We start from the raw sequence: 26,598 nt of genomic DNA on the forward strand, positions 1-26,598 counted from the left end.
ACTCGCGGTGGCGGCCCGGCGGCCGGTCCTGACGCTAGCGCGTCACGGCGAGTATCAGGGTGCCATATCGACGGACCGCACCGATCCCGCCGGGTAGCTCGATGCGCCGTTGTCCCTTCCAGCCGGTGATCAGACAGTCCACCCGCATGATGTGCGCCGCCGAGAGCGCGCCCGGCGGCGCTCCCGCCGCGACGGCCGCCCGGCGCAGCACCCGCCGCCGGACCGCCGCGGGCAGTCCCTCCAGCTCCGGTACGGCCAGCACCACCTCCGGAATATCGCTTAAAGCGGAATCCGACAGGTCCGCCCGCGCGTAGGCCTCCTCGGCCCAGGCGTCCAGGGCGTCGGCGTCGTCGCGGCACAGGGTGGCGGTGCGGGCGAGCGCCTCGGCGACCCCGGGCCCCAGCTCCTCCTCCAGCGCCGGCAGCAGCCGCCGCCTGACGCGGACCCGGGTGTAGCGGCCGTCGAGGTTGTGCGGGTCCTCCCAGGGCGTCAGCCCCAGCGCCGCGCAGGCGGCGACGGTCGTGGCGCGGCCCAGCTCCAGCAGCGGCCTGCGGTAGATCCCCGAGGTCGCGGGCATGCCCGCCAGCGAGCGCGTCCCGCTCCCCCGCGACAGCCGCAGCAGCACGGTCTCGGCCTGGTCGTCCCTGGTGTGCCCGAGCAGCACCGCCGCGGCCCCGAGCCGGCCGGCCGCCTCCGACAGCGCGGCGTACCGCGCCTGCCGGGCGGCGTTCTCCGGCCCTCCGCACGTCCCCACCGAGACCGTCAGCACCTCGACCGGGTCGAGGCCGAGCGGCAGCCCCGCCACCGCGGCGGCCTGCCGCGCCGACCCCTCCTGCAGGCCGTGGTCGACCGTCAGCAGGCCCGCCCGCAGCCCGGCCCGCGGCGCGGCGAACGCCACCCCGGCGGCCAGCGCCAGCGAGTCGGCCCCGCCGCTGCAGGCGACCAGCACGAGGTCACCGGCCGTCAGATCCGCCAGCGAGAGCCGTACGGCGCGCCGGACGTCGGCCACAGCCGGATACGGCCCCATTTAATGGCGACGCTGCACGTCGCGGCTCGGGGGCTCCTCGATCCGGTGCCTTCCCTCGTCGCTCATCCGCTTCGCTCCTTCGCTCCTCGGTCCAGTGCACCGGCGCCCCCTCGCGGGGGGCGTGACCCTGGAAGGAGAGTGTCCCTCAGCCGGTGGTGCCGTTGGCTTCGGGGAGGGCGGGGAAGTCGACGACGCGGGCGATCCAGCGGTCGGGGTCGGCGATCTCCTCCTGGGTGGGAAGGGTCTCGGGGGAGGTCCAGACCTTGTTGAAGCCGTCCATGCCCGTGCGGGCCACGACCGTGCGGACGAAGGCGGAGCCCTCGGCGTACTGCTTCATCTTGAGGTCGATGCCCAGCAGCTTGCGGACCGTGCGGTCGACCCGGGAGCCGCCCTCGCGGCGGTGCTGGAACTTCGCGCGGATGTCGGAGACCGAGGGGACCACGGCCGGGCCGACGGCGTCCATCACGTAGTCGCCGTGCCCCTCGACCAGGGTCATCACCGCGGTGAGGCGATCGAGGATCTGCTTCTGCTCGGGGGTCTGGATCGCGTCGATGAGGTTGCCCTCGCCGCCCCTGACGGCGTCGGCGACCGCGTCGGCCGCCGAGCGGAGCCGGTCGAGGAGGTCGGGCAGGTCCAGGTCCGACACGAGCAGGAACTCGGTCATCTGCGCGCGGATGTACTCGCGCAGCCAGGGGACGCCGGTGAACTGCACCCGGTGCGTCTCCTCGTGCAGGCAGACCCACAGCCGGAAGTCGTGCGGGTCGACGCCGAGCTCGCGCTCGGCGTGGACGATGTTGGGGGCCACCAGGGTGAGGCGGCCGACGGCGGCCTGGCCGGAGGGGTCGGGCGGCAGGAACAGCTCGTACTGCCCCAGCACGCGGGAGGCGAGGAAGGCCAGCACAGCGCCGACCTCGACCCCGGTGATGCGCGAGCCCACCGCGGTCACGATCGCCGGGGTCTGGCTCCTGCGGGCGGCCATCCGTTCGGTCAGCGGCTCCAGCACCACGCGGAAGCCCTCGACGTTGGCCTTGATCCAGCCGGGCCGGTCGACGATCGTGGCGGGCTGTGGAGCGGTCTCGGTGTCGATTCGGGTGAACTCGCGAACATGCCCCTCGGCCTCACGGGACAGCCGTCGTAGTTCGGCGACGGCCTGCCGGGCCTCCTCTCGGCTCACCTGCGGCCCGGGGCGCACCAGGCGCGTTCCGGTCGCTACGGCCAGGTCCCAGTCGATCACCTGCATACCGTCCACCGTACGTGCTCTCCCTTCGTGCCGCGCGGTCTCCCTGCGCGGCCTTCGCCACGGCGGTCCCGGCCGGGCGCCCGCCGTCCGCTCTCAGCTCGCCACCGACGCCGCCAGCCGATCGAGCGCCGCTTCTGCCTTACCCCATCCCGCCGGGACGTCATCGGCCATGAAGGCGAACGTCACCAGCCGGCCACCCTTGGTGACGGTGAGCCCGGCCAGCGTGCTGACCCCGTCGAGGGTGCCCGTCTTCGCGCGGACCAGGCCGTAGGCGGAGTCGCTCTTGCCGAACCGGCTCCCCAGCGTGCCGGAGAACCCGGCCACGGGCATGCCGCTGACGACCGGGTGCAGGTGCGGGTTGGCCGGGGACGCGGCCACCGCCACCAGCCGGGCCAGGGCGGCGGGGGTGATGCGGTTCCTGGGCGACAGGCCGCTGCCGTCGAAGACCCGCACGCCGTCGGCCGCCTTCAGGCGGGTCAGGACCGCGAGCACGGCCGCGGCGCCGCCGTCGAAGGAGGCGGGCTGCCCCTCTTTGAGCGCCACGTGCCGGGCCAGCGCCTCCGACAGGTCGTTGTCGCTGAGCGTCAGCGCCCGCTCCACCAGGGCGTAGACGGGCGCGGACTCGACCCGGGCGATCTCCTCGGCGCTCGCGATGGCCCTGGTCCGCCTGGCCGTCTTGTTGGCGACCGTGATCCCGTTCTTGCGCAGGAGCGAGACGAAGGCCGCGTACGCGGTCGTGGACGGGTCGGCGACCCTCTGACGGTTGTCGGGGGCGACCTTGCCCGAGTCGACCATCAGCGCCGTGACCGGGGCGACGCTGCCCTCGGGCACGTAGCCGGGCTTCCAGCTGGCGGCGGTGCGCGGCCCGGTGTAGAGGCCGTCGTCGTAGGCCACGCTCACCTTCCCGGTCCCGGCCGCCTTGAGGGCCTTGGCCGTACGCGAGGCGAGGGTCGCCAGCGAGGCCGGCCGGGGGTACACCGAGGAGTCGGGCGTGGCGCGCGTCAGCGTGGGGTCGCCGCCGCCGACCAGGATGATCGAGGTCGGCGAGGAGCCGCGGACCACGCGGGTGGCCAGCCGGGTGTCCGCCCCCAGGGAGGCGAGGGCCGCCACGGAGGTGACGATCTTGGTGGTGGAGGCGGGGGTGATGCCCGTGTCCTGACCGCTGCCGAACAGCAGGGTCCCGCTCTCGGCGTCGACGACCGCGGCGCCCACGCTGTCGCCCAGGGCGGGGTCACCCAGCGCCTCGGTGAGGCGGCGGGTCAAAGTACCCTTGGGAGGGAGAGGTCCGTTCCCACCCGCGGCCAGCACCGGACCCGCGGTGACGACCGCGACGGGAGGCGGCTCCGGCGAAGCGACCGGTTCCGGCGCCTTCTCGGCCAGCGTGCCGCTGACGAGCAGGTGGGCGCCGGCCGCGACGACGAACAGTTGCAGCATGACGAGAGTGACCACGGCCACCCACCGATCACGCCGCATCATGTCGCCGACCTCTCACCGATCCGGGTAGTTAACGCCTACGAGACACTAACGCCCCACCGGGAGTACCCGGGGGCTTGAGCGGAGGAACCGCGGTGGAGTTCGACGTCCTCGTTGAGATTCCCAAGGGACAGAGGAACAAGTACGAGGTGGATCACAAGACCGGGCGCATGCGGCTCGACCGCATGCTGTTCACGTCCACCCAGTACCCCGCCGACTACGGCTTCATCGAGGGCACCCTGGGCGAGGACGGCGACCCCCTCGACGCCCTGGTCCTGCTGCAGGAGCCGACCTTCCCCGGCTGCCTGATCCAGTGCCGCGCCGTCGGCATGTTCCGCATGACCGACGAGAAGGGCGGCGACGACAAGGTCCTGTGCGTGCCGGCCACCGACCCCCGGATGGAGCACATCCGCGACATCCACCACGTTCCGGAGTTCGACCGCCTGGAGATCCAGCACTTCTTCGAGGTCTACAAGGACCTGGAGCCCGGCAAGTCCGTCGAGGGCGCCAACTGGGTCGGCCGGGTCGAGGCCGAGGAGGAGATCGCGCGCTCGATCAAGCGGGCCGAGGAGCAGGTGCACGAGGGGCACAAGGGACACTGACCGTCAGACGGGACGGATCGCGCCGACGAGGTCTCCACGCCAGATCGGCGCGATCCTGACCACGTCCCCGGTCTGCGGGGCGTGGATCATCAGCCCCCTGCCGACGTACATCCCCACGTGGTGGATGTCGCCGGGGTTGTCGGTGATCCGACCGAAGAACAGCAGGTCGCCCCGGCGGAGCCGGTCGAGCGGCACGCGCGGGCCCGAGGTCCACTGGGTGCCGGTCCAGTGGTCGAGCCTGACGCCGGCCCGCTCCCAGGCCCGCATGGTCAGGCCCGAGCAGTCGAAGCTGTCCGGCCCGTCCGCCGCCCAGACGTACGGCTTGCCGAGCTGGGCGAGCGCCCAGTCCGCGGCGATGTCGCCCCGGTCCGAGGACAGGCCGTGGCCGAGCGCCCAGCGCGGGACCGGTTTCCCGGCCGCCGCCGCGGCCCGCGCCCGGTCCCTTCCGGCCGCCGCGGCCCGCTCCCTCTCCTGACCGGCGCGCTCGCGGGCGAGCCTGGCCCGCTCCAGCGCCGCCTGCCGCGCCCTGGCCAGTCTCTCGGCGGTGCTGCGCGCCCGGTCCGCCTGCTTCTCCAGCACCGCCTGAACCACCTTCAGCCGGCCGGTCTCGGCGACCTGCGCGGCGACGGCCTGCTCGGCCACGGTCTTGGCGGCGGCCGCGCGCTCGGCCGCCAGCCGCTGCTCGGTGTAGGCGTCGGCCGCCTGAGCCTGGAGGATGCCCAGGACTTCCCGCGCGTCGCGCAGTTGCCTCAGCGTCTCGGCCTGCCCGCCGCTCATGTGGGCCAGGATGCTGGCCCGCTGCAGATAGCCGTGCTCGGTCGCGCTGCCGAGATCGGCCACCATCGCCATCATCGGGTCCACCCCGCCGTAGCCCTGCGAGGTGATCGCGATGACCGTCCGGCGGGCCTGCTCGACCTGCGCCCCGGCGGCGAGCACCCGCTCACCGGCCCTGCGGTGCGCCTCCTGGGCGCGCGCCGTCTTGACCAGCTCTCCGTTGTAGACCTCGATGAGCTTCTCGGCCCGGACGGTCAGCTCCTGGAGGCGGGCCTGGGCCGCGGCCAGCCGTACGGCGGCCGCCCCGGAGCGCGCGTCACGCGCCCGCGCCTCGGCCTGGGCCGCCGCCACCTCGTCGGAGGACGGGCCGGGCGACGCCGGCGCCGTACGGCCGGCCGCGCCCGGCAGGGCGCCGACCGGGGCGCCCGTCCCGACGACCAGGACGCAGGCCAGGCCCGCCACCACCGCGGCGCGGTGACGCCTTCTCCCGACGGAGTGCATGAATCCCCCTCCCGAATCACGCGTGTCCCGTGCAGCGGACGGCCGCGTTCAAGATTCCCCGGGGTGACTCTAAGCACACGTACTGGATACGAGCGGTAATCAGTTCAGGTGGAAGGTGTGTCTTGTCCGTCGGAAAAGGTTCCGTTCACCCAGTCCGGTCGCCCGGACGGGGTATTCCGCACCCCGGGGTCCCGCCCCTGCAACCGGGCCCCGGGGCGCGGACGCCGTCAGACGGCCGGCCTCTGGCTGGGAGCCGGAGTGGTCGGACTCGGGGTGACCTGACCGGTCGGCGTCGGCGTGGGTGTGGATGTGACCGTCGGCGTCCCGTGCGTGGGCGTGGGGGCGGCCGTGGTGCGCGTCGGCGTGGGCGTCGGCTTCGGGGCGGGAGCCGTACGGGACGGGACGGGGCAGGGCCGGGGCCTGGGCCGTCCGTCCTGGTGGTCGCGCGGCGGCCGGGTGGGCGCGAGCGTGGGGTCGGTCCCGCCGGTCGGGTCCGGCTGCTCACCCGACGGGTCCGGTTCCGCGGGAACGGGGTCGGCGGGGCCGGAGCCCGTGGGATCGGGCCGGTCCGGCCGCGCGGGGGCGTCGCCGTCGGGCGGGGGCCCGCCGGGGTCGGCGACGGCCGGCTCGACCGGCACCGCCCCGGGCTGGGCGGCCGGCCGGCGGGGGATGAACTCCAGGGCCACCGGGCCGTTGTCGGCCTCCGGATCCCAGGGCAGGCCGACGCCCGGCGGCTCGCCGGTCACGGGCAGCTTGCCGGAGGCGATGTCGGCGACCGTCTCGCCGGTCTGCCCGCCGAGGTGGGCGAAGATCACCGCGATGGCGGCCGCCGCCACGACCGCAGCCGCCACACCGGCCACCGCGTGAACCCAGCCAGGGCGCCCGCCCATCCCCTCGACGGGAAACCCGGCGGCATCGAGAAGACCCGCCCTGCGGGCGACGTAGCGCCGGTAGGGGACGAGCTCGGGATCGGTGAAGCAGCTCATCAGCCGCACCTTGAGCGTCTCCGGCAGCGGCTCGGGCGGCAGCAGGTCGAAGACCTTGTTCGCGGAGACCTGCCGGGAGCGGTGCGGCGCGCAGGTGTCGCAGTCGGCGATGTGCCCGACCAGCCGCTCACGCATCCCGGCGGCGAGCTCCCCGGAGAACCCGGTCAGGATCCGGGCCCGCTCGGCGCAGTCGTAGGGACCCTTGCGGGCCAGGACCTCGGCGGTCACCGCGTCGCGCAGTTCCTCCTTGGCCTTTTCGAGCATCGCCTCGGCGCCCTTGACCGGCGCCCTGAGCAACGAGGCGACCTCGGCCATGGACAGCCCGTGCACGGTGAGGAGCGCGAGGAGCTCGCGGTCGTCCTCCGGCAGGCTCCGGATGGCGTTCCAGGCCATCACCCGCAGGTCGGCCTGGTCGTCACCCACGTCCGGCGGCTCGGCGGAGGCGGCTCCGGCGCCCACGGCGGGGCGCCGCCGCAGGCACTCCCTCCGGGCCAGGGCGAACAGCCACGGCTTCAGCCGATCGGCGTCGGCGAGCGCGTGAATGTGGGCCTCGGCCACGATCAGCGTGTCCCGGAGCGCCGCCTGGGCGTTTTCCGCTCCGTCCAGCATGGACAGGCAGTATCGGTAGAGGCTTTCGGCGTACGAGTCGTAGAGCGCGGCGAGCGCGCCTGCGTCGCGCTCACGCAGGGCTTCGACCAGGACACTGTCATTCATGTGACCGACGGTAATGGTTTGATAACTACAAGTTCCACCGGTTTGCCGACAACGACACGGACCGTATTCAGAATGTTAGGAACGGGAGTAAAGAGCGCCGGTCGACCTGCTTGGATAAATATTGATGAGCGCCTGTTTGTCCGTGTTCATGGTTCTCGACAATTCCCGGATCCCGAAATTTCCTAGATTACGGAATTCCCGGTCACGGCCGGGCGTCGCCGCCGGGCGGCTCGAGGCGTCCCCGGTCCTTCTCGAAAGGCGACGTCGTCGGCTCGGCCGTGTGCACCGGCAGGGCCCCGCCCAGCGCCAGATCCTCGTAGGGACGGCTGCTCGATCCCCACGTCCGCGCGACCAGCTCGGTCTTGGCAATCTTGCCGGTGTCGGCGACGCTCTCGATGTCGAGGACGAACCGGCGCCTGACCCCGTCGCGCACGTCGTCCACGAACGTGCTCCCGCCGCCGAGCAGCCTGCCGTCCTCGTCGCGCAGGAGCGCCGTGACCGCCAGCGTGCCCGCCGGGCGCCGGTACGGCGTGCCGACGTATCCGGTGACCAGGTACCTGCCGTCGTCCTTGCCGGCGGTCTGCACCCCGGAGATGGGGAACGGCCTGAGCTCCGAGACGATCCGGCTCGCCGGACGCCACTCGGCCGGGCGGTACTCGATGGTCACCTTGGCCGGCCTGCGCTCCGCGAGCGCCTGGCCGGTGAAGGAGAGCGACCCCGCCGGGGGCACGGCGTCCAGCGGCTGCTCGGCCCGGACGACCTCCTCGCCCTTGGCGTCCCTGGCGACCACGGTGGCCACCACGTGCTCGGCGAAGTGCCACGGGTTGGGATTGTCCAGCACCCCGGCCCAGTTCACGACGTAACCGTCGTACCGATCCCCGCCCTTGACGACGGAGGAGACCTGTTCCTTCACGGCCAGCGGCCGCAGCTCCGGAGTGACGTCCTTCTCCTCGCCCGAACATCCGGCGACGAGGAGCAGGAGGAGTGCGCTGACGACTCGAGTACTGTGGATCACCCAGCCGTCATAACCCCCTGTCCGGACGGCCTCCGCCCGGACACGCGGGGACGCGGGGAAGTCTTTAACGCACCCTCTCCGAGGCGCCCGGACGCACGCTCTCCGACACCGCCGGACGCCCCCGCCCGGCGGCGGCTCTCAGCGCTGGCGCACCACCCGGGTCTCGTCCCAGACCGGCTCCCGCGACTCGTAGACCCGCCCGTCGGAGCCGAAGACCAGATAGCGGTCGAAGTCGTCGGCGAACCAGCGGTCGTGGGTGACCGCGACCACGGTCCCGTCGAAGGCGTCCAGCCCCTCCTGCAGCGCCTCGGCGCTGGCCAGGTCGAGGTTGTCGGTCGGCTCGTCCAGCAGCAGCAGCGTGGTCCCCGACAGCTCCAGCAGCAGGATCTGCAGCCGCGCCTGCTGGCCGCCCGAGAGCGTCTCGAACCGCTGCTCGGCGATCCCCCCGGCCAGCTCGTAGCGGGCCAGCGCCTTCATCGCCTCGTTCTTCAGCTTCGCGTGCTCGGTCATGACGATCTCGCACGGCGTGCGGCCGATCAGCTCGGGACGGGCGTGGGTCTGCGCGAAGTGCCCGGGCACGACCCGCGCGCCGAGCCTGGCGACGCCGCTGTGCCGTACCTCCTCCCCGGCCAGCAACCGCAGGAAGTGCGACTTGCCGGAGCCGTTGGAGCCCAGCACCGCGACCCGCTCGCCGTACCAGATCTCCAGGTCGAACGGCTTCATCAGCCCGGTGAGCTCCAGGCCTTCGCAGATCACCGCGCGCTTGGCGGTACGGCCGCCTTTGAGCCGCATGCTGATGAGCTGCTCGCGGGGCGCCATCTCGGGCGGGCCCGCCTCCTCGAACCTGCGCAGCCGGGTCTGGGCCGAGTGGTAGGCGGCGGCCATGGTGTCCATGTACTTCGCCTTCTGCTTGAGCATGTTCACCAGGCGCTTGAGCTTGGCGTGCTCCTCGTCCCAGCGCTTCTTCAGCTCGTCGAGGCGTTCGTTGCGCTCCCTGCGGGCCTGCGCGTAGGTGCGGAAGCCGCCGCCGTGCACCCAGACGTTGCCCGACTCGACGGTGATGATCCGGTCGGCCGCGTTGGCCAGCAGCTCCCGGTCGTGGCTGACCAGCAGCACCGTCTTGGGCGTCTCGCGCAGCGCCTGCTCCAGCCAGAGCTTGCCCGGCACGTCCAGGTAGTTGTCCGGCTCGTCCAGCAGCAGGGTCTGGTCCGGCCCGCGCAGCAGCGCCTCCAGCACCAGCCGCTTCTGCTCACCGCCCGACAACGTGTTGACCTCGCGGTACTTGCACCGGTCGTACGGCACGCCGAGGGCGGCCATCGTGCAGGTGTCCCAGAGCACCTCGATGTCGTAGCCGCCCGCGTCGGTGTAGTCCGTGATGGCCTGCGCGTAGCGCATCTGGGCCTTCTCGTCGTCGCGCTCCATCATCACGAGCTCGGCGGCGTCCAGCGCCTCGGCCGCCCGCCGTACCCGCTCGGGAGCCACGCTGACCAGCAGGTCGTGCACGCTGCGCCCGTCCCGGATGCTCCCGATGAACTGCCGCATGATCCCCAGCCCGCCGGAGCTCGCGACGCTCCCCTCGACCGGCTGGACGTCCCCCGCGACCAGCCGCATCAACGTCGTCTTCCCCGCCCCGTTGGGCCCGACGAGCGCCGCCTTCACACCCTCCCCGACCCGGAAGGACACATCGTCCAGCAACGGCCTGCCATCCGGCAGCACATACGTCAGATGCCCGACCTCGACGTGTCCCACGACAATTCCCCTCCTGGATCCCCAGGGAGGGTACATGCCGTTTTCACCGCGGGACATCCGGTTTTCCGCCGGTACGGCGCAGCTCATGATCGGTACAGCCGCACGGAGAGGACGCCTCCCCCGAAAATCAGGGGATCAGGGCACGCAGAACCAGTCGGGGATGCGTGACAGGTCGACCACCGCGTAGCGCCTTCCCCCGGGTTCCAGCCAGAACAGGATCGGGTCGTCCGTTCCCCGCGCTCCCTGCTTGACGCCCTCGGACGAGTCGTCGGCTCCGTCCGCGCCGGCCCACGCCGACCTGCCGGTGCACCGGTCGTACACGACCGCGGACGGTTCCGTCCTTCCTCCCGAGATGTACACCGGTCCGTCGTCGTACACGTGCGGCGGGCCGAAGAGCCCGAACCTGTCCCCGATCAGGGGGCCTCCCGTCGCGGCGACGGTGGTGCGGCCCGAACCGTCCTTGCGTTCCACCGCCACCGTCGTCAGCTCGTAGGGCCGGGGAGGAAGCTGCTGGGCGCACCACTCGGCTCCGCAGTTCCGTGACTCCGGATCGAGCAGTGCGAAGGACCCCGGGAGCCTGTCCGCCTTGCCTCCGGTGAGCGGGACACGGTATCCGTCGTGGCCGCCGTCCCAGACGGCGTGGTCGCCCTCGATCACCAGGGAGTCCTCGAAACGGACGTCGCCGTGGCCGGTCAGCCAGGTCACCAGCCGCATCGGCCCGCCCGAGCGCGGCATGGTCCACAGTTCCATGTGCCGCTTGCCCGCGTTCCAGGGTTCGGAGCGGTAGATCTCGGCCGTCCAGGCGATCCGTGTCCGGCTCACGGCCACGCTCTTGATGTCGTAGCACAGGTCGCACTCGCCCCATTTCGGGGCCGTCGCCAGGACCCGGTGCTTTTTCGTGCGGCGGTCGTACACCACGAACCGGGCGAGTGCGAACGGAGTGATCATGAGCACCTCGTCCGTGTCCAGCATGGCGACCGGTTGGACGTCGAGCCCGTTGCCGAGCCTCGTGGGCAGTGTGAACGTCGCCTCGGGCCACACCTCGGCGGCCGTGTCCAGTTCGGGCGGCTCCGGCAGCACGGCGGGCCGTGGTGACGCCCGGCGGTCGACGGTGGTGAACGTGACCGTACAGGCGGCGACCGAACCGGTCATGCCCACGGAAATCAACAGAATCACCAGCGACCGGAGAACCCGCGGACGTCTCATGATCTGCAAGACGCGTGATCCACCGTTCCGGTTCCCGGGAGACCCGCAGGCGTTCAGGGCCGGTCTGCGTGTCTCATGGCGTGGAGGGCCAGGCAGGCGATCCAGATGCAGGCGGTGGCGGCCATGACGCGCTGGAGGAGGCCGGCGATGCCGGTCAGGGGGTCGACCTGGCCGAAGCCGATGGTGGACAGGACGAGGGCGGCGGTGAAGACGAGGCCGGCGACCGCGGAGAGGATCGACCATCCGGGCTCGTGCCGTACGGCGAAGCGGACGGTGAACACCGCGCAGGCGGCGATCAGGGCGGTGAAGCCGAAGACGGAGAACGCGTCGTGGAGGAAGGCCGGGGCGCCGGTGTACTCCCCCTGCACGGCGGGGGTTCCCGGGGGATAGCCGCCCACCGGGTCGGTGACGAAGACCCCCGCCCCGACCAGGCCCACCGCCCAGCCGCCGATCAGCAGCGGGCCCCAGAACGAGCCGCGGGCCGGACCCGTGGCGGTGCGGAGAACGCGGCGCAGGCCGACGGTGAAGGCGAGCGTCAGCAGGCCCGCGAGGATGAAGTTGACGCTCTGGATCCATCCGGCCCCGCCCAGCGCGAGCGAGCTGACCGGATGACGCAGCGGGTCGTAGTCGGCGCGGGCCGCGCCCGCTATGAGGAACGTGGCGACGAACAGCGGACCGGCAATCACGCCGCAGGCCAGCAGCCGTTTCGTGCGTGCGTCGGTACGCGGATGTCCGGAGGGCGGAGGAGCGGCCAGAAGTGTGGTTCTCATGCTGTCAATGTAGGTTGACATCGAGCAGGCGTCAACCATAGTTGACATGCGAATGCGCTTCCGTCACCGGCCCGCCCGCCGCGGAGGCCGTACCGTGGTCACAGTGAAGATCACCGTTCTGGGAGCCTGCGGGGCCTGGCCCGAGGCCGGGCAGGCGTGCAGCGGCTACCTCGTCGAGCACGACGGGTTCCGGCTGGTCATGGATCTCGGGTACGCGGCCCTGCCGCGGTTGCTGGAGCACGTGCCGGCCGAGCGGGTGGACGCGGTGTGGATCAGCCACGGCCATCCCGACCACTGCGCGGACCTGAACCCGCTGCTGCGCGCCCGCGCGCTGGGCGGCGAGCCCGTCGCGGCGCTGCCCGTGCTCGCGCCGCCCGGCGCGCTGCACGCGGTCCTGGCCCTCGACCGCCCCGGCATGCTGGACGGCGCCTGCGCCGTCGAGGACGTCGTCCCCGGCGCCTCGTTCGAGCTGGGCCCCTTCCGGGCCGACACCCGCCTGCTGCCCCACCACGTCCCCAACGCGGGCATCCGGCTGAGCGCGGGCGGAGCCGTACTGGCCTACACCGGCGACACCGGGCCGAGCCCGGAGGTGGTCGAGCTGGCCCATGACGCCGATCTCCTCCTGGCCGAGGCCACCTATGTCGAGGAGGTCCCGGGAGGGAACGCCCCCTATCTCACCAGCGCCCGGCAGGCCGGCGCGCAGGCGGCCCTGGCGGGCGCCGGACGGCTGACGCTGACCCATCTGTGGCCGGGAACCGACCGTGCGGCCGCCCGGCGGGCGGCCGCGGAAGGGTTCGGCGGGCCGGTCGACGTGGCCGCCGTCGGGCAGGTCATCGACCTCGGCGGCCGGGCAGAGGGGTAGGCCGGTGCGCCCGACGCCCGCTCAGGCCGGAAACCTTGTGCCGCCTCAGGCCCAGAACTCGTCGGTGGTGTACTGGTCGCCCGAGTAGACCCACGCCTCGACCGTCTTACCGCCCGCCTGGCGGAAGACGTTGACGCCCGTCGTGTCGAGCGACCTGCCGTTGCGCTCTCCCCGCAGGCGGACCAGCGCGGTGGCGTAGTCGTCACTCGCCATGATCTCGTACGGCTCCGCGGAGAAGGTGCCGTCCGTCTCCTCGAACAGGCGGTGGAAGAGCCGGATGACCTGGTCCTTTCCCTGGTAGTCGCCGGACAGGGGGTTTCGGCCGGGGAAGTGCCAGACGATGCCGTCGGCGAACATCACGTCGCGGATGTGGTCGAGGTCCCCCTTGGCGAACGCGGTGAACCCGTCACGGAGCAGGGCGACATTGGGATGTTCCTGCATGGTCGCCTCCTTCTGTAGACGTCCGGAACGCTACGCCGAGCGGGCGGAAGGAGCTGTCACGGTACGGGGAGAGTTTGGAGCACCGCACCGCACCGCACCGGCGCGGGCCCGGATGGCCCGGTGCTCCGGTCGCACCCCCTTCGGCCTCCGGCGCCTCCCGCCTCCGGTGGAGGACGAGCCCCGAACGGCTGCGGAACCTCGTGCTCGTGGCCGGAATCGCGGTCGCCGCCCTCCGGCTCGTCGTCTCCTCGTTCACGCCGACGTCGCCGTGACCCCGGGACTCCCGGGCCTTCCGGGGGTGCGGACGGGCTCGTCCGGTGGGCGCGGCGGTGCGACGATTCACCCATGGACGTGTCCTCCATGGACGTGATCGTGCAGTGGGTCCGCACGTCGTGGACCAAGCAGTCACGCGGCGGGTACGCCGCCGCGCTCCGCAACGCGCTGCCCGTCGGGTTCGAGCTGCCGGACGCCTCGCGCCCGTTCCTCCACGAGATCTCCATGCGGGAGGCCGACGGGTTCCGGCCACGATGGTCCGTGGGGCCCCTGCCCGGCGGCGGGAGCCGGAGCGTACGGCTGCGCGAGGCCGACGGACGCCTGCTCGTCTATCCGCTGATACCGGCGATGTTCACCCTGCCGCCGCGGCGCCGCCGCCCTCCCGGCGTCCGCCTGGGTCCGGGGCAGTGGGTGCGCTGGCAGCTCAACTACCGCTTCAGCAGCGCGGCCGGGATGGCCGACTGGACCTACCACCTGCACACGCTCAACGTCGCGTACGGCCCTGCGGAGCCGGAGGTGTTCCTGGGGACCCCCACGCGGTACGTCGACGAACGAGGCCCGCTGCGCTGACACCCGGAAAACCTCTGATGAACAGGGGATACGGGGATCTCCAAAAAATCTTGAAAAAAGAATCCGGGATCGTGTCGATCCGGGCCGGGGCCGTACGACGCGTGGGTGAAAAGCGAAAACGACCGGTTCCCGGAAGGACACCCACATGGCCGCCACGCACACCGCCCGCACCGACGCCGCCCGCACCTCCATCACCTCCGAGGCCGGCGCCGGTGACGCCCGCCGTACCACCCGCACCTCCACCCTCCGGCGCGTCCTGTGGGTCCCGCAGGTCCTGATCGCGGTGTTCCTGATCGCGGCCTCGGCGCTGCCCAAGTTCGTCGGCGAGCAGAACGCGATCACCACCTTCGAGCTGATCGGCTGGGGTCAGTGGTTCCGCTACGTGACCGGCGTCGTGGAGCTGGCCGGCGGGATCGGCCTGCTGATCCCGTCGCTGGCCGGAGCCGCCTCGATCGGGCTGATCGGTCTGATGGCCGGGGCCGCGGCCACCCAGATCCTGGTGATCGAGCCGGCCTGGGCGCTGCTGCCGGCGGGCTTCGCGGTGGTGTTCGCGCTGGTGGCCTGGGACCGCCGCGACCAGACCCGCGCCCTGGTGCGCACCCTGGTGGGCCGGCGCTGAGCCGGTCCCGGCCACGGACGACGGACCGACGACCCGTGCCCCGCGAGGGCACGGGTCGTCCGCGTTCGGGCCGGACGGATCCAGCCGGCGGAACAGATTCAGTCGGCGGCGGTGAGGTTTTCGCCGATCTTCTTCAGCTCGCGGTCGACCGCTTCGGCGCCGCCGAGATCCTTGGCGTAGTCGGGACTGAACATCACCTCCACCCGGCGCCCCTCGCCCACGCTCAGGACGAGGGTCGGGGTGCCGTCCCCGCCGTCCTCGCCGACCCCCTGCCTGACCAGGTAACCGGTCCGGTCTCCGACGGCGACCTCCGCGCCCTCTCCCTCGTCGCGGTACCCCTGCACCCTCTCGTCCACCTCCTGGACGGCCTGACCCTCGTGGACGTAGATCTGGACGCAGTAGAAGCCGTTCGAGTCGCCGTCGTAGTTCCACGAGGTCGTGTACTTGTCACCGAAGTCCAGCGACCAGTGCGACCACTGCAGGCGCTTGGGCAGATAACCCACCCTGAGGCTCTTGAAGGCCTTCCCGTCGCCCAGGTCCCCCAGATCGCGGGTCGGGGAGGGGGCGGGAATGGTGTCGTCGATGGCGGGAGGCTCCGGCGCGGCCTCGTCGGTGGCCTCCGGCCGCGACGTCTCGGAGGCCGGGGCCGGCCCGCTGACCGCGGGTTCCGGTACGGCGACGGAGTCCGGGCCGAGAACCAGATAGGCCGGTACGGCGGCCGCCGCGAAGGCCGCCGCGGCGACCAGGGCGGTGAACCCGATCCGCTTCGTCCTGTGCCTGCGCCGCGTGGATCGGACGACCCGGTCCACCAGATCCGGCGCGGCGCGCAGCCTCGCGGTCTCCTCTCCCATGAGGCGGTGGAGCTCGTCTTCAAGCGTGGACATTCCTGATCACTCCTTCCGCTGACTCCCCGCCGATCGCCGCGCGGAGCTTGGCGAGCGCCTTCGAGGCCTGACTTTTCACCGTGCCGGTCGAGCAGCCGAGGACCTCCGCGGTCTGCGTCTCGCTGAGGTCCTCCCAGTAGCGCAGGACGACCACCGCGCGCTGCCGGGGAGGCAGGGCCCGCAGGGTCTCCATGAGCACGTGGCGCAGGTCGACGTCGGTCTCCCGCGCCGACGGTTCGGGAGGGGTGTGCATCGGGATCATCCGCAGGATCGCCCGGCGCCGGGCGCGGTTGATGGCGGCGTTGACGATGATGCGGCGGACGTAGGGCTCGGGGTTGTCGTAGCGCACCCTGTCCCAGTTGCGGTACGCGCGTTCCAGCGCCGTCTGCAGCAGGTCCTCCGCCTCTCCCTCGTCACCGCACGAGAGGTAGGCGACGCGCAGCAGGCTCGTGGCGCGCGCGGCCACGAACGCGGCGAATCCGTCGTCCTCGGCGGCGTTCACGCCTGTTCGTCCAATCTCATGCCACCTAATACACGCGGAGGGTTACGGGCGTTGCCCGGAAAAGCGAACCATGCGCGGGCAACCTCCCGGACGGCCCAGGTGTATTAGGGATCACGAAACCGCACACGGAGGAAGCAGATGAGATTCGCGACCGTACCCGTCCGGTCCCTGATCGCGGCCGGGATCGGCCTGGCGGCGGTGGGCGCCGCCGCTCCGCCGAGCTCGCCGGCTCCGCGGAGCGCACCGAACCTGCGGCTCGCGGCCGCCGTACGGCCCGCGGTGGCCGCACCGGAGAGCGCACGACCGGTGAGGACCGCGCCGGAGGGCGCCTACTGGCACGTGCGGACGCTGTTCACGATGACCCATCCCCGGCAGCTCGGCAGAGGTTCGAACCGTTACTGGGTGGAGGAGTGGGGGATCAGCGAGACGTGGACCTCGCGCGACACCAAGAGCTGGTTCGGGTACCGCGAGTTGGGCGTGCGTCTGAAGAGCGCCGCCGACGAGGCGGCGTGGCGCCGCGACGGCTCCCCGGCCACCTGGCGTCGTACGGCGGACGGCATGACCGTGTCCCTGGCCATCGCCCCGGACAAGGGCAGGGTCACTCCCGTGAAGGGGCAGGTGAACGCCTTCATCCTGGTCGATCAGCGACTGACGTACGAGGAGTTGCAGCGGCTGCCCGCCGATCCGGCCGCGCTGAAGGCCTGGATCGACAAGGCCGTACGGGTCCCGCACGCGGATCCGAGGGCGAGAGTGCCCGAGGAGTCCGTCGACGGCCATGTGACGGGGGCGCTGTTCAGCCTGCTCTACGACCTCCCGGTGCCTAAGGAGGTCCGCACTGCGGCGTACCGGGCGCTGCCGACGATGCCCGGCGTCCGGCCTCTGGGGAAGGTCAAGGACTCCCGGGGCAGGACCGGTGAGGGCTTCTCCATCGTCCGGCGGTACAAGGGCGATCATGTGGTCACCCGACAGATGATCGTCGACACCGACGCGATGGTGCTGCTGGCCGAGAACGTGAAGACCACGATCGGCGGCAAGGTCTTCCCGAACAAGACCTCGACCCAGACCATGCTCCACGTCGGCTGGACCGACACCCCGCCGGCGGTTCCCGCCCTTCCGTGACCGCCGCGACCCGCGCCCTCCCGTCAAGGGGCATTCGCGATCCGAAGGCCCACCGGGCCCGGGATCGCGTTTCGGGACGGGCGCGGCGTACGGCGTCAGCGGTCACGGAGAAGAACACCGGAGAATTGAAATCCACGCCGTGACGACTTGTTCATCGATGGGAGATCGGTAATTTATTTCCGGCTGCTATGATGCGGGAAAGCAATTCAATTCTGCATTTAGCATCGTCGTTCCCGGCACCGGAAAGGAACGACGTCTCATGCACGAAGGACAGCCGAGCCAGACCGCGATCATGGCGGCGGCCGCCCGCGCGGCCCACCTGGTGGTGGACCGGGAGCCCTTCATCTTCCGCGACACCGTGGCCGCGTCGCTGCTCGGCGAACTCGCCGAGGAGATCATCGGCTACCACCGGATCCACGGCGACCACCTCATCCTGTCTGGCACCCGCGCCCAGGTGACGGCCCGCAGCCACTACACCGAACGCCGCCTGGCCGAGCTGGTCCGCGACGGCCTGGAGCAGTACGTGATCCTCGGCGCGGGCCTCGACACCTTCGCCCAGCGCTCCGGCCCGGCCGGGCGGGTCACGGTCTTCGAGGTGGACCACCCCGCCACCCAGCAGTGGAAGCGGGGCCTGATCGAGGCCTCGGGCCTCGACTGCCCGGTCTTCGTCCCCGCGGACTTCGAGACCGGCGATCCGCTGCCCGCCCTGACCGCCGCCGGGTTCGACCCGTCCAGACCGGCCCTGGTGAGCTGGCTCGGAGTGTCCATGTACCTCACCGGAGAGGCGATCGACGCCACGCTGGCCGCCGTCGGCCGCCTCGCCCCCGGCACCGAGCTGGTCATGGAGTACGCCCTGTCCGCCCCCCTCCGCGACGAACGGGGCGCCGCCTACGCCGATTCCGCCCTCCCGGCCGCCGCCGAACGCGGTGAACCCTGGCTGAGCTTCTTCACCCCCGACGACCTGTCGGACACGCTGAAGCGGCACGGCCTGGAGACGGCCGAGCACGTACGGCAGGCCGACAGCGTCATCCCCACCCTGTGGAACCGCTCCGACCCCCTGCGCCCCGCCGACCTGTGCCGCCTGACCCGCGCGACCGTCGGCTAACGCCTGCCCGTCCCGGGCTCCGCCGGGGCCTCCTCGAACAGGACCGGGCGCCGGGGCCTGTGGCGCTTGGATTCGTACATGGCCGCGTCCGCCCGCGCGATGAGGACGTCACCCGTGGAGCCGTCCGTGGAGCAGGCCACGCCGATGGCGGCGCTGAGCCGCGCCGTACCGGCCGACAGCACGACGTCGCCGTCCAGGATCCTGCCGACCCGTTCGGCGATGCCGACCAGCTCGGCGGGGTGATCGAGCCGGGGGCAGATCAGCAGGAACTCGTCTCCGCCGATCCGGCCGACGACGTCGTCGCTGCGGAGGACGCTCTTGATCCGGCCGGCGGCGTTCACGAGCAGTTCGTCGCCCGCGGCGTGCCCGAGGGAGTCGTTGACGCTCTTGAACTCGTTGAGATCGACGAAGACCACTCCGGTGAGGTGGCTTCCCTCAGCGGAGAGCTCCCGGTCGAGGATCGCCAGGCTGGAGGCGCGGTTGTAGCACCCCGTGAGATGGTCGAACGTGGCCTTGACCCGCAGCTCCTCCCGTGAGCGCACGCTCTCGGTGATGTCCCGCACGCAGGCGAGCGCTCCGGGCGTGCCGTCCTCGTCCGACAGCCCGATCAGGGTGATCGCGCAACGGCGCTGCTCCCCCGCGGGCTGGACGGTGACCTCCAGCTCCCGGTCGGGGCCTCCGCCCAGGACGTTCTGGAGCGCCGCGTCCAGCATCGGGCGGTCCTGGTCGGTGACGCTCGCGAGCCGCTCCCGGGCGGTGCCCGCCGTACCGGTGCCCAGCATCGTGTTCAGCAGGGAGTTGGCGTAGACGACGGAACCGTCCTGCTCCAGCTGGAGCAGCCCGACGGGCAGCGAGTCGGCCAGCCTCCGGAACAGGTGCTCGCGCTGGCGCAGCGCCTCGTAGGCGGCCATCTCCTCGGAGACGTCGCTGATGTGGCTGATCATGACGGCGTCTTCGAGCTCCGGCGCCTCCTGGTAGATGTTCTCCACCTCGATCCACAGCCAGCTCCCGTCCGCGCAGCGGTGGCGGACCCGCACCCGCGAGCTGTGCTTGGTGCTGAGCATGTCGAGCCAGGCGGTGATGGAGCGCTGCACGTCCTCCTCGTGGAAGAAGTGCGTCGAGCGGGAGCCGACCATCTGATCCCTGCTCCAGCCGAACATCCTGGTCGCCCGCTCGTCGACGTCGGTGATGACCCCGTCGAACCTCTTGAGCATCCGCGCCGAACGGGGCCGCAGGGACGCCAGCGGCTGCTCGCCTCCGTCGGCGCCGGCGGCGGCCGTACCGGTGTCGAGATCCATGAGCACGCAGACGAACACGCCGTGGCGGTGCCGCATGTCGACGGCGGTCAGCTTGTAGCGGCGGCCCGGCTCGTCGCGCAGCCGTACGCTGACCGCCCCCACCCCCGTCCTGCCGGTGTGCTCCCAGGCCGCCACGGCCGCCACCACGTCCGCCGGGTCCAGCATCTCCAGGAGGTTGGCGTTGTCCTGCGGTACGGGGACCAGCCGGTCTCCGTCGATCACCAGCGAGGCGGGCGCCGGTATCCGCCTTCCGTCGGGCGCCAGTACGGCGACGCGTGCGTGCGGAAGCTCCAGCAGTCCGGCGAAGGTCTTGTCCCGGGCCTCGAACGAATGAACGTACTCGGTCACGAAGCCCTCATCGGCCCGCGGCGGCGTTTCCTGAGAATGCCCGCGCAGAACGCCTCGGTGTACTCGGCGTGATCAGCGAAGGGATCGGTGATCCGCGCGACGTACTGCGGGCCGTCGCGCACGATCGCGGCGGCGGAGTTGGCGTAGCTGACGGCGCTCTGGTCGCCCAGCAGGCTGGGACCGCCGACGAGGCCGTTAGCAAGGGTGTTAGCAAAAGGCCCCCACCGGATCCCGGTGAGGGCCTCTGACCTGGAGCCGCCTTGGGGAATCGAACCCCAGACCCCTTCATTACGAGTGAAGTGCTCTGGCCGACTGAGCTAAGGCGGCGTGCCACGCATGGTTCGCATGACTTGTGACAGTCTACATGGTCTCAGGAGCTGGTCGCGCCGACATATCACCTGATCCCGGAGAGGCGGCGCCGCTCACGGGTGCGCCCCGGCCGTCGTCAGAGGGTGATCGGTCACGATGGCCTCACGATGATCTCGATCGATCCGCGAGATACCGCTCTGTGGGCATGTGTACCGAATAATCACACCATGCGTTTCCGCTGGATCCCCGCGCTGATCATCGCATCCTCGGTCTCGACGCTCTCGGGTTGCGGCGCCGTCATCGACCGCGCGGTCTCCGAGGTCATCGGTGAGGAGACCTACATCATCACCTCCGAGTCGATGGAGCCCACGCTCGCGAAGGGCAGCCGGGTGACCGTCTCGATGGTCGGCGAGGGGGAGTACGAACCGAAGTACGGCGATGTCGTCCTGTTCGAGGCGCCGGAGTGGGAACGGGATTACTCCGCCATCAGCCGCGTCATCGGCGTCCCGGGGAGCACGGTGGGGTGCTGCGATCCGGCCGGCAGGCTGCTGTTGAACGGCAAGCCGCTGCGGGAGGACTACGTGCGTCCGGACGAGGATCCGATTTTCCCGGATTTCAGCGTCACGGTTCCTGCCGGACGGCTGTGGCTGATGGGCGACCACCGGGCCGTCGCCCTCGATTCACGGAGCTACCAGCTCAAGCCGGGCGGGGGGACCATCTCGGTGTCCGGCGTCCTCGGTGTCATCGAGGACGCCGGCACCGGATAGGAGGCCGGTTACCCCTCCGGGCCGCCCTCGGCGGTCGGGGCCTCCTCGCCGTACCTCGCGTCGTGCTGCTTGCGCGGGGAGCAGACCGAGGCCGAGGGGCACGCGCACCGGCGGCCGCCGTTCTCCAGCCGGACCACCACGGAGTCCGAGGGGACGTTGCGGCCCACCACGGTGCCCGGGCCCTCGGGGGTGTCGACCTTCAGGCCCAGTCGGGGCATCCTCGTGTGCGCCTCCGCGTAGAGCGGGTGCTCGTACTTCAGGCAGCACATCAGGCGTCCGCAGGCGCCCGCGATGCGCATCGGGTTGACCGGGAGGTCCTGGTCCTTGGCCATGCGGACGGAGACCGGCTCGAAGTCCTTCAGGAAGGTCGCGCAGCACAGGTCGCGGCCGCAGGGGCCGATGCCGCCCTGAAGGCGGGCCTCGTCGCGGGGGCCGATCTGGCGCAGCTCGACCCTGGCGCGCAGGTTGCGGGCCAGGTCGCGGACCAGGGCGCGGAAGTCGACGCGGTGCGGGGCGGAGAAGTAGACGGTGTAGACGTTGTCGGCGTCGAGATAGTCGACCCCGACGACCTTCATGGGCAGCGAGTGTCGTTTGATCAGCCGCTTGGAGACGCTCCTGACCTCCGCGCGGCGCCGTTTGTTGCTCTCGTCACGGGCCAGGTGCTCCTCCCCCGCGATGCCCGCGCAGACCGGCAGCCCGCCGACGTCCTCGCTCGTCCACTGCGGCGCCCACACGCACTCGGCCACCTCGGGCCCGGCGTCGGTGGGCACGAGCACCTTGTCACCGACCTTGGGACTGTGCTCGCCGGGGTCGAGGTAGTACAGCCGGCCGTAACGGGTGAAGCTCACGGCCATGATCATGCTCATGCGGCTCCCAGACCAAGCTAGTGGTACGGCTCACGCCCACACTACGCGCCGCCACCGCCCTCACGGGAGGGCCGCGGGGAGGCGGAGCCGTACCCCTGCCACGCGGGCGGAGCCGTACACCGTGCCTACGCACCTGTCACGCGAGCGGGACCGTACTCCCGCACCCGCCCGCAGGTTCCCTCACTCCGGGAACGAGCACTGGGGCTCGTCATCCTCTCCTGGGAGATGATTCTCGATCACCGACAACACGGACATGCGGTCACGGAAGCAGTTCTGATCGACGGCATGGGACACCCCGGGCACCTCGGACGCGGTCCGGGCCACCGCGGTGAAGTCCTCAGGGGCCGCGTCCGGCCGCATCAGGACGTGGAACGACTCCGGTATGTCCGAGGGCTGAACGACCTGGAGAAGGCCGGCGTCGTCCAGGAACTGCGCCCGGAAGCGCTCGTATGCCTGCCCGTGGTCCTCGAAGAGGACGCCCGCCGCCTCCGGCCTGGCCTCCAGCGTCCTCCGGATCTCCTCCTTCTCCGCCTCGCTCGGCGCCCCCCTGCCCAGGCAGGGGGCCATGGGCTGTTCTGCTGGCACAGGAAGACCCTGACCCCCACGGGCTCCGACGCTCCCGGGCCGCCCACGCTCATCATCACGGCACCCCCGGCCTGCCGTGTCATGGCGGACACCTCGCGGGTGTACGCGACCCACCCGAGCGCGACGACCGTCGCGGTGACGGACAACGCGGCCACGGCAATGCGGAGGAGCACGCGAGGACGGCGACGGGCGGGGACCGCCGTCAGCGGGCGGACCCCGGCGACGGTCGCGGTGGCGGCGGACAGGGCCTCACGCAGACGGTCCTCCACTGCGGACGGCTCACGGCGGCGCAGGACGGAGCGGGCGCCGTTCAGCACCGCCGAGCGGACGTAGGTCAGCGCCTTGCCCGGGTCGCGCAGGCGAACGCCTCCTGTACGACGTCCTCGGCCGTGGGCTGGTCCCCCACCATGAGCAGCGCCAGCCGTACGAGCCCGAGGTGGTGCTCGGCGAAGAGCGCCGCGACGTCGACGCGTTCCCCGGCCAGCGTCTTCCCGCAGGAGAGCAGCTCTATCTCGGGTTCCGGGGGACTCCCCGGCAATGACATGGTCACGTCACAGAGACGCCGTGGCGGGCCGCCTGCTGCTCGACCCCGCGAAATCCGGTACGGAACCCGGCACGGCGGAGATCAGCTCACGAGTTCGCTGAAGGCGTCCTCCCAGCGGTCAGCGATCATGGAGATGTCGTACTCGCGGGCGGTCTTCAGGGCGTTGGCGGCCATCCGGCGGCGCTCCTCCTCGTTGTCGATCATCCTGAGGAGTCCCTCGGCGAAGGCGTCGACGTCGTCCGGCGGGACGAGCAGGCCGTCGTGACCGGGGGTGATGATCTCCCTCGGCCCCCGCGGGCAGTCGAAGCTGACCACCGGCACCCCGCACGCGAACGCCTCGATGATGGTCATGCCGAAGCCCTCGAACCGGGAGCTGACCGCGTGGATCGAGGCCTTGGCGAGTTCGCCCTCGATGTCGCCCGTCGGGCCCATGAACGTGACGTTGTTGTGCAGGCGCAGCTTCACGGCGAGCTTGACCAGCTTGTCGCTGACCCGGCCCTCGCCGTAGATCCGCAGCCTCCAGTCCGGCCGGACCTCCGCCACGCGGGCGAAGGCCTTCAGCAGCCGGTCGTAGCCCTTGACGGGCACCAGCCGCCCGGCGGCCAGGATGATGCGGTTCTCCTGCTTGGAGCGCGGGCGCGGCCCGCCGGCCAGGCCGTTGCCGATGGTGAACACCTCGGTCCCGGTCCGCTCCAGCATCCTGCGGTAGTCCCGTTCGTCGGCCTCGGTGAGGGTGACGACCGCGTCGAGCTTCGGGTACCACTGCCGGATCTCCTCGAAGATCCCGGGCTTGTGCGCCTCGAAGTGCAGGTGCTCCTGGCCGATCGTGATGACCTTCCGGCGCGCGTAGCGGGCGGCCATGATGTTGAGCCCGGCCCGGGTGGTCACCAGCACGTCGGTGCGGAGCCTGCCCAGCTCGCGCCGGAGCACGTCGTCGCTCCAGGCGGTGAAGGAGGTGTAGGCGCGCTCCTCCGGGTGGATCAGCGCGCTGGGCTCCTGGCTCAGCCTCTCGGCCCGCTTGCGGTACGGCCAGCGGACCTTCGCCCCCGCCCTCAGGTCCACCAGCGAGCGGAGCCGGACCTTCGGTCCCAACGGCAGAAAGGGACGGTCGGCGTGCTGGAAGACGCTGATCACCTCGACCTCGTGCCGGTCGGACAACTCGGTGGCGAGATCGAAGGTGGCCCGGATCGTGCCACCCATTCCGTAGGCGTTGAGGATCAGAAAGGAGACCTTCACGTGTTCTCCCCCTCGATCGTGCACGCGACGGCCAGGCTGTCGGTGTCGGTGAAGTACGGCCGCACCCTCACCTGCCCCGCACGCTGCGCGGGGAACCTCACGCGGGCCTTCTTTCCCTCGACGTCGTCCAGCCGTGCGGCCAGCTCCAGCCGTACCCCGCCGACCTCGGCGAACAGGTCCCAGAAGACCCGCTGCCGCGTCTGGCCCTCGGCCATCGGCCCGATCGGAACGGTCCCGGAGAAGTGCCGCCCCGACGCGGTCCCGGCGCCCGTCACCTGCGGGCCCTTCCTCGCCACGGCCGTGAAACCGGCGGGCCGCTCGCCCGCGACCGGCTCGCCGTACGCGATGATCCCCTCGACCGCGATCACGCCGTCCTCCGGGCCGACCCTGGTCACCTCGACGTACGGCTCGACCTCGCGGACCACCACGGTGAGGATCCCCTGCGAGCTCCGGACCGCCCGCACCTCCTTGCGCCGGGGCGTGGCGGCGTAGGCGACCAGCCCGTCCAGGGAGAACCCCGGATCGTCGGTGACGACGGGCGTGCCGTGCTTGCACACCGTCCAGGTTCCCACCGCGAGACCGGCCAGCTCCACACCCGGGTGTTCCTCGCCGGTCTCCGCGTGCCGCAGGACGATGCCGCCGTCATCCGGTCCCGGCCACTCGATCCTCAGCGTGTCGTCGTCTTCCACCCGGCTCGTGACGGCCCTCCTGACCCCCGTCGGGACCACCTCACGATGTGTCTCCATATTGATCAACAGACCCCCGGCCCTCTCCCCGTCATCCCCGTAGCTCAGGACTCTTCTGGCTCGTTTGTAACAAATCGGCCGATTTTTGCTGGGAATTCTAACGATCTACCCGTGAGCTTTGAGGTGAATTAACGCCGATCGGTTCCCTTGATCAAAAAATCACGGAAAGGAATCGTTCGGGTACGGCTGGTACGGCCATGCGGAGGTCGGAACGGCCGTGTTCTCCCGGTTCTCCCGGGGCCGGAGATGAAAGCGTGAAGAAAGAAGGTCAGGGCTTGCGCAGGGAAAGCGTCATGGCCTCGACGGCCATCTGCGGATTGACGTTGGCGGCCAGCCGCCTGCGGCAGAGCATGATGGCGTCGATCCTGCGCAGCGTGTCCTCCGGTGTGGAGGAGCGGGCCACGGTCTCCAGATCGGCGCGGCGGTCCTCGTTGGCCAGCTCCACCTCCGCGCCGAACTGCACCGACAGCACGTCGCGGTAGAACGCCACGAGATCGAGCAGGGCCGCGTCGATGACGTCGCGCTTGGTACGGGTGGCCCGGGACTTCTGCCGGTCCTCCAGCTCCTTCAGGGCCCCGGCCCCGCCGCGGATGAGGCCGCGGTTGAGCCCCTTGCCGGTTGAGCCCTCGCCGTAGACCTTGCGCAGCTCCGTGATCTCCGACTCGTTCAGCTCCGAGGTGACCGCGGCGGCCTCGTCCTCGGCGGTCTTCACCAGCCGCTCGGCGGCCGCCACGCACTCGCCCACCCCGGTGAGCGAGGCCGGGATGGACAGCACCGCCTCGCGCCGCCCGCGTGCCTCGGCGTCCAGGGCCAGCCTGCGGGCCCGGTCGAGGTGCCCCTGCGCCGCCCTGGCGGCGAAGGCCGCCATGTCCGGCGGCACGTTCTCGCGGGTGGCCAGCACGTGGGCGACCGCGGCGGTGGGCGGGGTGACGAGCGTGACCACCCGGCAGCGGGACCTGATGGTGATCATCATGTCGTCCGGGGAGGGCGCGCACAGCAGCCAGACCGTCCGCGGCGGCGGCTCCTCGATGGCCTTGAGCAGCGCGTTGGAGGCGCCCTCGGTGGCCCGGTCGGCGTCCTCGAACAGGACCACCCGCCAGCGGCCCAGCGTCGGCGCCCCGGCGGCGCGCAGGATGAGCTGCCGGGTGTCCTTGACGCCGTAGGACAGGCCCTGCGGGCGGACGGTCTCCAGGTCGGGGTGGGAGCCGATCATCACCTGGTGGCACATGTCGCAGTGGCCGCACCCCCGGTCGGGGCAGAACAGCGCGGCGGCGAACGCCCGCGCCGCCTCCTCACGCCCGGATCCGGGCGGCCCGGTGAACAGCCACGCGTGGGTCATCCCCGTCCCGGCGCCCCCGGCCAGCAGCTCCGCGGCCCCGTCGGCGGCGCGGCGGAGCGTCCGCGCCGCGCGCTCCTGACCCACAAGGTCATCGAAGACTCCCACGCCGTCCAACCTACCGCCGGGGC

The 26,598-nt window shown here is 71.4% G+C and carries 26 protein-coding genes and 1 tRNA gene; 7 read left to right on the top strand and 20 right to left on the bottom strand.

What is annotated here, in order from left to right; genetic code table 11:
• Positions 1-34: 34 nt before the first annotated feature.
• From tilS to dacB, 3 genes are all read right to left on the bottom strand, one after another.
• Positions 35-1,027: a tRNA lysidine(34) synthetase TilS gene (gene tilS, locus Psi01_RS18070; RefSeq protein WP_204065199.1), complete on the bottom strand. Its 993-nt coding sequence runs from the start codon at positions 1,025-1,027 to the stop codon at positions 35-37.
• Between the two features lie 145 nt (positions 1,028-1,172).
• The gene (locus Psi01_RS18075) at positions 1,173-2,267 is read right to left on the bottom strand and encodes an Rv3626c family coenzyme F420 biosynthesis-associated protein (RefSeq protein WP_204065332.1); all 1,095 of its coding nucleotides are present in this window, start codon (positions 2,265-2,267) and stop codon (positions 1,173-1,175) included.
• A 93-nt stretch (positions 2,268-2,360) separates the two neighbouring features.
• Entirely contained in the window at positions 2,361-3,743 is a 1,383-nt protein-coding gene (gene dacB / locus Psi01_RS18080) for a D-alanyl-D-alanine carboxypeptidase/D-alanyl-D-alanine endopeptidase (protein WP_239127807.1), read from the bottom strand.
• Positions 3,744-3,835: 92 nt separating this feature from the next.
• Between dacB and Psi01_RS18085 the strand changes: the two genes are divergently transcribed.
• A complete protein-coding gene (locus tag Psi01_RS18085) occupies positions 3,836-4,342 on the top strand; it encodes an inorganic diphosphatase (RefSeq protein ID WP_204065334.1) in 507 nt (168 codons plus the stop codon).
• A gap of 3 nt (positions 4,343-4,345) precedes the next feature.
• Here Psi01_RS18085 and Psi01_RS18090 read toward each other — a convergent pair whose 3' ends face one another.
• The 6 genes from Psi01_RS18090 to Psi01_RS18115 form a co-directional block, all read right to left on the bottom strand.
• Positions 4,346-5,617 carry a C40 family peptidase gene (locus Psi01_RS18090; RefSeq protein ID WP_204065200.1) on the bottom strand — a complete coding sequence of 424 codons (1,272 nt, stop codon included), beginning with the start codon at positions 5,615-5,617 and terminating at the stop codon, positions 4,346-4,348.
• A 227-nt stretch (positions 5,618-5,844) separates the two neighbouring features.
• On the bottom strand, positions 5,845-7,317 hold the full coding sequence (locus tag Psi01_RS18095; RefSeq protein ID WP_204065201.1) for an RNA polymerase sigma factor: 1,473 nt from the start codon (positions 7,315-7,317) through the stop codon (positions 5,845-5,847).
• Positions 7,318-7,519: 202 nt separating this feature from the next.
• Positions 7,520-8,332, bottom strand: a complete 813-nt coding sequence (locus tag Psi01_RS18100; RefSeq protein WP_204065202.1) for a hypothetical protein — start codon at positions 8,330-8,332, stop codon at positions 7,520-7,522.
• A 138-nt stretch (positions 8,333-8,470) separates the two neighbouring features.
• Positions 8,471-10,081 (bottom strand): ABC-F family ATP-binding cassette domain-containing protein, encoded by a 1,611-nt coding sequence (locus Psi01_RS18105; protein WP_204065203.1) that lies wholly within the window; start codon positions 10,079-10,081, stop codon positions 8,471-8,473.
• Positions 10,082-10,216: 135 nt separating this feature from the next.
• Entirely contained in the window at positions 10,217-11,233 is a 1,017-nt protein-coding gene (locus Psi01_RS18110; RefSeq protein ID WP_204065204.1) for a hypothetical protein, read from the bottom strand.
• 107 nt (positions 11,234-11,340) lie between these two features.
• Positions 11,341-12,057: a DUF998 domain-containing protein gene (locus Psi01_RS18115; protein ID WP_204065205.1), complete on the bottom strand. Its 717-nt coding sequence runs from the start codon at positions 12,055-12,057 to the stop codon at positions 11,341-11,343.
• 103 nt (positions 12,058-12,160) lie between these two features.
• Between Psi01_RS18115 and Psi01_RS18120 the strand changes: the two genes are divergently transcribed.
• On the top strand, positions 12,161-12,919 hold the full coding sequence (locus Psi01_RS18120; protein WP_204065206.1) for an MBL fold metallo-hydrolase: 759 nt from the start codon (positions 12,161-12,163) through the stop codon (positions 12,917-12,919).
• Between the two features lie 45 nt (positions 12,920-12,964).
• Here Psi01_RS18120 and Psi01_RS18125 read toward each other — a convergent pair whose 3' ends face one another.
• Positions 12,965-13,360 carry a nuclear transport factor 2 family protein gene (locus Psi01_RS18125; protein WP_204065207.1) on the bottom strand — a complete coding sequence of 132 codons (396 nt, stop codon included), beginning with the start codon at positions 13,358-13,360 and terminating at the stop codon, positions 12,965-12,967.
• 345 nt (positions 13,361-13,705) lie between these two features.
• Here Psi01_RS18125 and Psi01_RS18130 point away from each other — a divergent pair, with 345 nt between their 5' ends.
• On the top strand, positions 13,706-14,203 hold the full coding sequence (locus tag Psi01_RS18130; RefSeq protein WP_204065208.1) for a hypothetical protein: 498 nt from the start codon (positions 13,706-13,708) through the stop codon (positions 14,201-14,203).
• 145 nt (positions 14,204-14,348) lie between these two features.
• Positions 14,349-14,822, top strand: coding sequence for a DoxX family protein (locus Psi01_RS18135; RefSeq protein WP_204065209.1), 474 nt, complete (start codon positions 14,349-14,351; stop codon positions 14,820-14,822).
• A 98-nt stretch (positions 14,823-14,920) separates the two neighbouring features.
• On the opposite strand, the gene Psi01_RS18140 is transcribed toward Psi01_RS18135, so the two are convergent.
• Positions 14,921-15,706 (bottom strand): hypothetical protein, encoded by a 786-nt coding sequence (locus tag Psi01_RS18140; RefSeq protein ID WP_204065210.1) that lies wholly within the window; start codon positions 15,704-15,706, stop codon positions 14,921-14,923.
• Positions 15,693-16,208, bottom strand: a complete 516-nt coding sequence (locus tag Psi01_RS18145) for a SigE family RNA polymerase sigma factor (protein ID WP_204065211.1) — start codon at positions 16,206-16,208, stop codon at positions 15,693-15,695. The genes Psi01_RS18140 and Psi01_RS18145 overlap by 14 nt, the downstream gene beginning before the upstream one ends.
• Before the next feature lie 138 nt (positions 16,209-16,346).
• On the opposite strand from Psi01_RS18145, the gene Psi01_RS18150 reads away from it, so the two are divergent.
• Positions 16,347-17,327: a hypothetical protein gene (locus tag Psi01_RS18150; RefSeq protein WP_204065212.1), complete on the top strand. Its 981-nt coding sequence runs from the start codon at positions 16,347-16,349 to the stop codon at positions 17,325-17,327.
• Positions 17,328-17,586: 259 nt separating this feature from the next.
• Positions 17,587-18,432, top strand: coding sequence for a class I SAM-dependent methyltransferase (locus Psi01_RS18155; protein WP_204065213.1), 846 nt, complete (start codon positions 17,587-17,589; stop codon positions 18,430-18,432).
• On the opposite strand, the gene Psi01_RS18160 is transcribed toward Psi01_RS18155, so the two are convergent.
• Positions 18,429-20,078, bottom strand: a complete 1,650-nt coding sequence (locus tag Psi01_RS18160; protein WP_204065214.1) for a sensor domain-containing diguanylate cyclase — start codon at positions 20,076-20,078, stop codon at positions 18,429-18,431. The genes Psi01_RS18155 and Psi01_RS18160 overlap by 4 nt on opposite strands.
• A gap of 250 nt (positions 20,079-20,328) precedes the next feature.
• Positions 20,329-20,405: transfer RNA gene (locus Psi01_RS18165), tRNA-Thr, on the bottom strand.
• 209 nt (positions 20,406-20,614) lie between these two features.
• Between Psi01_RS18165 and lepB the strand changes: the two genes are divergently transcribed.
• A complete protein-coding gene (gene lepB, locus Psi01_RS18170) occupies positions 20,615-21,154 on the top strand; it encodes a signal peptidase I (protein WP_204065215.1) in 540 nt (179 codons plus the stop codon).
• Positions 21,155-21,162: 8 nt separating this feature from the next.
• Here lepB and Psi01_RS18175 read toward each other — a convergent pair whose 3' ends face one another.
• The 6 genes from Psi01_RS18175 to Psi01_RS18200 all read right to left on the bottom strand — a co-directional run bounded on the left by Psi01_RS18175 (position 21,163) and on the right by Psi01_RS18200 (position 26,575).
• Entirely contained in the window at positions 21,163-22,008 is an 846-nt protein-coding gene (locus Psi01_RS18175; protein WP_373872502.1) for a PSP1 domain-containing protein, read from the bottom strand.
• A 192-nt stretch (positions 22,009-22,200) separates the two neighbouring features.
• Positions 22,201-22,605 (bottom strand): permease-like cell division protein FtsX, encoded by a 405-nt coding sequence (locus tag Psi01_RS18180; RefSeq protein ID WP_239127808.1) that lies wholly within the window; start codon positions 22,603-22,605, stop codon positions 22,201-22,203.
• A gap of 334 nt (positions 22,606-22,939) precedes the next feature.
• On the bottom strand, positions 22,940-23,149 hold the full coding sequence (locus Psi01_RS18185; RefSeq protein WP_373872503.1) for an RNA polymerase sigma factor: 210 nt from the start codon (positions 23,147-23,149) through the stop codon (positions 22,940-22,942).
• Between the two features lie 81 nt (positions 23,150-23,230).
• Positions 23,231-24,385 carry a glycosyltransferase family 4 protein gene (locus Psi01_RS18190; protein WP_204065217.1) on the bottom strand — a complete coding sequence of 385 codons (1,155 nt, stop codon included), beginning with the start codon at positions 24,383-24,385 and terminating at the stop codon, positions 23,231-23,233.
• Positions 24,382-25,131, bottom strand: a complete 750-nt coding sequence (locus Psi01_RS18195) for a hypothetical protein (RefSeq protein WP_204065218.1) — start codon at positions 25,129-25,131, stop codon at positions 24,382-24,384. Before Psi01_RS18195 ends, Psi01_RS18190 begins: the two co-directional genes overlap by 4 nt.
• Positions 25,132-25,399: 268 nt before the next feature.
• Positions 25,400-26,575, bottom strand: a complete 1,176-nt coding sequence (locus Psi01_RS18200) for a DNA polymerase III subunit delta' (protein ID WP_204065219.1) — start codon at positions 26,573-26,575, stop codon at positions 25,400-25,402.
• Between the last annotated feature and the right edge of the window lie 23 nt (positions 26,576-26,598).

It is taken from the genome of Paraplanobispora siamensis (assembly GCF_016863175.1).
In the GTDB taxonomy this organism is placed as follows: domain Bacteria; phylum Actinomycetota; class Actinomycetes; order Streptosporangiales; family Streptosporangiaceae; genus Planobispora; species Planobispora siamensis.

Bases quoted from the DNA above. Each gene is read 5' to 3' on its own strand.
- Psi01_RS18130 (WP_204065208.1), top strand. From the start codon at position 13,706: ATGGACGTGTCCTCCATGGACGTGATCGTGCAGTGGGTCCGCACGTCG.
- Psi01_RS18135 (WP_204065209.1), top strand. From the start codon at position 14,349: ATGGCCGCCACGCACACCGCCCGCACCGACGCCGCCCGCACCTCCATC.
- Psi01_RS18075 (WP_204065332.1), bottom strand. From the start codon at position 2,267: ATGCAGGTGATCGACTGGGACCTGGCCGTAGCGACCGGAACGCGCCTG.
- Psi01_RS18095 (WP_204065201.1), bottom strand. From the start codon at position 7,317: ATGAATGACAGTGTCCTGGTCGAAGCCCTGCGTGAGCGCGACGCAGGC.
- lepB (WP_204065215.1), top strand. From the start codon at position 20,615: ATGCGTTTCCGCTGGATCCCCGCGCTGATCATCGCATCCTCGGTCTCG.
- Psi01_RS18140 (WP_204065210.1), bottom strand. From the start codon at position 15,706: ATGTCCACGCTTGAAGACGAGCTCCACCGCCTCATGGGAGAGGAGACC.
- Psi01_RS18125 (WP_204065207.1), bottom strand. From the start codon at position 13,360: ATGCAGGAACATCCCAATGTCGCCCTGCTCCGTGACGGGTTCACCGCG.
- Psi01_RS18115 (WP_204065205.1), bottom strand. From the start codon at position 12,057: ATGAGAACCACACTTCTGGCCGCTCCTCCGCCCTCCGGACATCCGCGT.
- Psi01_RS18175 (WP_373872502.1), bottom strand. From the start codon at position 22,008: ATGGCCGTGAGCTTCACCCGTTACGGCCGGCTGTACTACCTCGACCCC.
- dacB (WP_239127807.1), bottom strand. From the start codon at position 3,743: ATGATGCGGCGTGATCGGTGGGTGGCCGTGGTCACTCTCGTCATGCTG.
- Psi01_RS18090 (WP_204065200.1), bottom strand. From the start codon at position 5,617: ATGCACTCCGTCGGGAGAAGGCGTCACCGCGCCGCGGTGGTGGCGGGC.
- Psi01_RS18155 (WP_204065213.1), top strand. From the start codon at position 17,587: ATGCACGAAGGACAGCCGAGCCAGACCGCGATCATGGCGGCGGCCGCC.
- tilS (WP_204065199.1), bottom strand. From the start codon at position 1,027: ATGGGGCCGTATCCGGCTGTGGCCGACGTCCGGCGCGCCGTACGGCTC.
- Psi01_RS18185 (WP_373872503.1), bottom strand. From the start codon at position 23,149: ATGTCATTGCCGGGGAGTCCCCCGGAACCCGAGATAGAGCTGCTCTCC.
- Psi01_RS18110 (WP_204065204.1), bottom strand. From the start codon at position 11,233: ATGACCGGTTCGGTCGCCGCCTGTACGGTCACGTTCACCACCGTCGAC.
- Psi01_RS18195 (WP_204065218.1), bottom strand. From the start codon at position 25,131: ATGGAGACACATCGTGAGGTGGTCCCGACGGGGGTCAGGAGGGCCGTC.
- Psi01_RS18150 (WP_204065212.1), top strand. From the start codon at position 16,347: ATGAGATTCGCGACCGTACCCGTCCGGTCCCTGATCGCGGCCGGGATC.